Source organism: Sphingomonas bacterium (assembly GCF_903643035.1).
GTDB lineage: Bacteria > Pseudomonadota > Alphaproteobacteria > Sphingomonadales > Sphingomonadaceae > Sphingomonas.
The window spans coordinates 1-4469 of sequence record NZ_CAHJWW010000228.1; the positions used below are offsets into that span (position 1 = coordinate 1).

At 72.0% G+C, this 4469-nt stretch carries 4 protein-coding genes and 1 pseudogene; all 5 read left to right on the forward strand.

The annotated features are described in order from the left end of the window. Nucleotides 1–179 (forward strand): annotated as a pseudogene (locus tag HUV01_RS15225) (UDP-N-acetylmuramoyl-L-alanine--D-glutamate ligase); the annotation flags it as partial. Beyond that, a complete protein-coding gene (locus HUV01_RS12550; RefSeq protein WP_174298575.1) occupies nt 176–1396 on the forward strand; it encodes an FtsW/RodA/SpoVE family cell cycle protein in 1221 nt (406 codons plus the stop codon). The pseudogene HUV01_RS15225 and the gene HUV01_RS12550, both read left to right, overlap by 4 nt. Beyond that, nucleotides 1396–2574, forward strand: coding sequence for an undecaprenyldiphospho-muramoylpentapeptide beta-N-acetylglucosaminyltransferase (gene murG, locus HUV01_RS12555; RefSeq protein WP_174298576.1), 1179 nt, complete (start codon nt 1396–1398; stop codon nt 2572–2574). Before HUV01_RS12550 ends, murG begins: the two co-directional genes overlap by 1 nt. 200 nt (nt 2575–2774) lie before the next feature. Beyond that, nucleotides 2775–4220, forward strand: a complete 1446-nt coding sequence (gene murC, locus HUV01_RS12560) for a UDP-N-acetylmuramate--L-alanine ligase (protein ID WP_174298577.1) — start codon at nt 2775–2777, stop codon at nt 4218–4220. Continuing rightward, a complete protein-coding gene (locus HUV01_RS12565) occupies nt 4217–4408 on the forward strand; it encodes a hypothetical protein (protein WP_174298578.1) in 192 nt (63 codons plus the stop codon). Before murC ends, HUV01_RS12565 begins: the two co-directional genes overlap by 4 nt. Nucleotides 4409–4469 lie beyond the last annotated feature (61 nt).

Sequence of the window (4469 nt, forward strand, 5' to 3'; positions counted from 1 at the left end):
CGCACGTGGCCGTCAGCGAGTGCGGCACGCTCGACGTCGCGGTGCGCGAGGCGGCGGGCAGGGCCGAGCCCGGCGAGACGGTGCTCCTGTCCCCCGCCGCCGCCAGCTTCGACCAGTATCGCGACTTCGAGGCGCGGGGCGACGCGTTCCGGGCGCTGGTGAAGGGGCTCGCCGCATGACCGACGCGCGCCAGATCAACCCCAACCTGCTCGCCCGCGTGCGCCAGCGCGGCGGGCGCGGGGACCGGTCGCCGCTCGGCACCTGGTTCTGGGACATCGACCGGGTGCTGCTGCTGCTGACCCTCGTCCTGATCGCGATCGGGCTGATCGCGGTCGCCGCCGCCAGCCCGGCGAGCGCGGTGCGCTATTCGGGCGAGCACCGCCACATCGCGCCGCTCTATTATTTCTGGCGGCAGGCGATGTGGGTGGGCGTCAGCCTGCCGATCCTGTTCGGCGTGTCGATGCTGCCGGTCGGCGCCGCGCGGCGGATGGCGCTGATCGGCGCGGGCGTCTGCGTCCTGCTGCTCGCGGCGACGCCGCTGATCGGCGTTCAGGTGAACGGCGCGCGGCGATGGCTGGGCGTCGGCATCGCGCAGTTCCAGCCGTCGGAGTTCCTGAAGCCCTTCTTCATCGTCGCGGTCGCCTGGCTGCTGTCGCTGAAGGTGCGCGACGGCGACCTGCCGGTGGTGACGATCACGGCGGCGATGACCGCGACCGTCGGCGGGCTGCTGATGATGCAGCCCGATTTCGGGCAGACGATCATCTTCTGCACCGTATGGATGGCGTTGCTGGTGATCGCGGGTACGCCGACGAAGGTGCTGGCGGGGCTGGTCGCGTGCGTGCCGGTCGGGCTGGTCGCCGCGTACCTGTTCTATTCCACCGCGCGCAACCGGATCGACGCGTTCCTGTTTCCCGACGCGGACGGCACCGGCGCATCCGACCATTTCCAGACGGACGCCGCGCATGCGACGCTGTCGGCGGGGGGCTGGACGGGCACGGGACCCGGCGGCGGGCACGTCAAGTTCGGGCTGCCGGAGGCGCACACCGACTATATCTTCTCCGTCATCGGCGAGGAGTTCGGGCTGATCGCCTGCGCGGTCATCGCCCTCGTGTTCCTCGCGATCGTGGTGCGCGTGTTCGTGAAGCTGCTGGACGAGACCGACGAGTTCCGCCTCTATGCCGCGGCCGGCCTCGCGACGCAGTTCGGCGCGCAGGCGCTGGTGTCGATGGCGGTCAACACCGGCCTTGCCCCGTCCAAGGGGATGACGCTGCCGTTCATCAGCTATGGCGGGTCCTCGATGATCGCGCTGTCGATCGGCATGGGCTTGCTGCTGGCGTTCACCCGGCGCAATCCGTTCCTGACGCGCAGCCCCTATGTGGTGCGCTGGAGCCCGTGATGACCGACGCCTTCCGTCCCCTGGCCAAGCACTTCGTCCTCGCCGCCGGCGGCACAGGCGGCCACATGGTGCCGGCCGCCGCGCTCGCGACCGAGCTGACGCGGCGCGGGCATCGCGTGGCGCTGGTCAGCGACGCGCGCGGCGTGCGCTTCCCCGGGCTGTTCGACACGGGCGACGGGGGTGTCCAGACCCACGTCCTGCCCGCCGGGCGGTTCCAGCTGCGCCGGCCGCAGGGCTGGGCGGCGGCGGCGCGCGAGATGTGGCGCGGGCGGGCGATGGCGCGCGAGCTGTACCGCACGTTCAGGCCCGCCGCGGTGGTGGGCTTTGGCGGCTACCCCGCGCTGCCCGCGCTGCTCGCCGCCTTCGCGGACCGGATCCCGACCGCGATCCACGAGCAGAACGCGGTGCTGGGCCGCGTCAACCGGCTGGTGGCGGGCCGGGTCGACGCGATCGCGACCGCCTATGGCCGCGTCGAGCGGCTGAGGCCGTCGCTCGCCGCCAAGGTGCGGCTGGTCGGCAATCCGGTGCGCGACGCGGTGCTGGCGTTGCGCGCGAGGCCCTATCCGCTGCTGGAGGAGGACGGCATCTTCCGCGTGCTGGTGACGGGCGGCAGCCAGGGCGCCAGCGTGCTGTCGCGCGTGGTGCCCGACGGATTGTCGATGCTGCCGGTCGCGTTCCGCCGCCGGTTGCAGGTGACGCACCAGGCGCGGATCGAGGACATCGACGCCGCGCGCGCCAAATATGCCGAGCTGTCGATCGCCGCGGACCTTGCGACCTACCTCCCCGACATGCCGAACGATCTCGCCTGGGCGCATCTGGTGATCGCGCGCGCGGGCGCCTCCACGATCGCGGAGCTGACCGCCGCCGGCCGGCCCGCGATCCTGGTCCCCTATCCGAGCGCCGCCGACGACCATCAGACAGCCAACGCACAGGAGATCACGCTGGCGGGCGGGGCGCGGACGATCGACGAGCAGGACTTCACGCCCGTCGAGCTTGCCAAGCAGGTGCAGAAGCTGGGCCTCGACCCCCATGCGCTCGCCAATGCGGCGGGTCGTGCGCGCGGCTGTGGCCGCCCGGATGCGACGCGCGACCTCGCCGACCTCGTCGAGAGCCTGGGTGCGCCGCTGGCACGGCTGCCGGTGGCGGCAACGCCGTCGCGGCGGGAGGCGTTCGCGTGAGGGGCGCCATTCTGGTCCTCCCCTGCAAGGGGAGGGGGACCGCGGCCGAAGGCCGTGGTGGAGGGGTGATGCCCTTGGCCAGCGGAGTTACCCCTCCGTCACGCCTGCGGCGCGCCACCTCCCCTTGCAGGGGAGGATTTTAGGATGTGCGGCCCTTCGACACGCTCAGGACAGGCGACACCCTTCATCGGAGACGTCCGATGAGAGGCGTCGCGACCGACATCGGCACGATCCACTTCGTCGGCATCGGCGGGATCGGCATGTCGGGCATCGCGGAGGTCATGAAGAACCTCGGCTATCGCGTTCAGGGATCGGACGTGGCGGAGGGCTATGTCGTGCAGGGGCTGCGCGAGAAGGGCGTGCCGGTCGCGATCGGGCACGCCGCCGCCAACCTCGGCGATGCGGCGGTCGTCGTCGTCTCCACCGCGATCCACCGCGGCAACCCGGAGGTGGAGGCGGCGCTGGAGCGGCGCGTGCCCGTGGTGCGCCGCGCGGAGATGCTGGCCGAGCTGATGCGGCTGAAATCCACCGTCGCGGTCGCGGGCACCCACGGCAAGACGACGACCACCAGCATGATCGCCGCGCTGCTCGATGCGGGCGGCGTCGACCCAACGGTCATCAACGGCGGCATCATCAACTCCTATGGCTCCAACGCGCGGCTGGGCGCGAGCGACTGGATGGTGGTGGAGGCGGACGAGAGCGACGGCAGCTTCCTGCGCCTCGACGGCACGGTGGCCGTCGTGACGAACATCGATCCCGAGCATCTCGACCATTACGGCAGCTTCGACGCGGTGAAGAACGCGTTCGTCGAGTTCGTGGAGAACGTGCCTTTCTATGGCGCCGCGCTGCTGTGCCTCGACCATCCGGAGGTGCAGGCGATCATCCCGCGCGTGCGCGACCGGCGCGTCGTGACCTATGGCTTCTCGGCGCAGGCGGACGTGCGCGGGGTGAACGTGACGCCGATCGCGGGCGGCAACCGGTTCGAGGCGATCGTGCGCCGGCGCGACGGGACGACCCGCTCGATCGAGGGCATCGAGCTGCCCATGCCGGGCCGGCACAACGTCTCCAACGCGCTCGCCGCGATCGGCGTGGCGCTGGAGCTGGACGTGCCCGACGAGACGATCCGCACCGGCTTTGCACGGTTCGGCGGCGTCAAGCGGCGCTTCACCAAGGTGGGCGAGATCGCGGTCGAGGGCGGCGTCGCGACCGTCGTCGACGATTACGCGCATCATCCCGTGGAGATCCGCGCGGTGCTGTCGGCGGCGACCGAAAGCGCCGGCGGCCGCGTGATCGCCGTCGTCCAGCCGCACCGCTTTACCCGCCTGCGCGACCTGATGGCGGAGTTCCAGACCGCGTTCAACGAGGCGGACGTCGTCTATGTCGCCCCGGTCTATGCGGCCGGGGAAGCGCCGATCGAGGGGATCGACGCCGCCACGCTCGTCGCCGGCCTGAAGCAGCGCGGGCATCGCGCGGCGCACGAGGTGGCGAGCCCGGAGGCGCTGGCCGAGGTGCTGGCGCATGGGCAGGGCCAGGCCGCGGGGCTGCGCGCGGGCGACACGGTGATCTGCCTGGGCGCCGGCGACATCACCCGCTGGGCGGCGAGCCTCGCGTCCGCGATCGAGCATGTCGGGAAGGTGCCGGCATGAGCCTGTGGCAGACCGCGCTGAAGCTCCAGGCGGACGCGATCGAGGCGCAGCGCCGCGCGATGGAGGCCGGCGCGCAGGCGCTCGACCCGACAGGGGCGATGCTCGACGCGCAGGAGGCGATGGCGCGCGCCGCCGAGGCGAACCGTCGCGCCTGGGCGAGCTGGGCCAGCCTGTGGGGCATCGAATGAGCGCCGCGCGCGCCTCGGTGTCGCCAGCGCCGCCAGCTCCGTCCATGCCGTCCGTGCCGTC

What these genes read in the sequence shown, in the direction of transcription:
- murG (WP_174298576.1), top strand. Translation starts at nt 1,396, where the DNA reads ATGACCGACGCCTTCCGTCCCCTGGCCAAGCACTTCGTCCTCGCCGCC.
- HUV01_RS12565 (WP_174298578.1), top strand. Translation starts at nt 4,217, where the DNA reads ATGAGCCTGTGGCAGACCGCGCTGAAGCTCCAGGCGGACGCGATCGAG.
- HUV01_RS12550 (WP_174298575.1), top strand. Translation starts at nt 176, where the DNA reads ATGACCGACGCGCGCCAGATCAACCCCAACCTGCTCGCCCGCGTGCGC.
- murC (WP_174298577.1), top strand. Translation starts at nt 2,775, where the DNA reads ATGAGAGGCGTCGCGACCGACATCGGCACGATCCACTTCGTCGGCATC.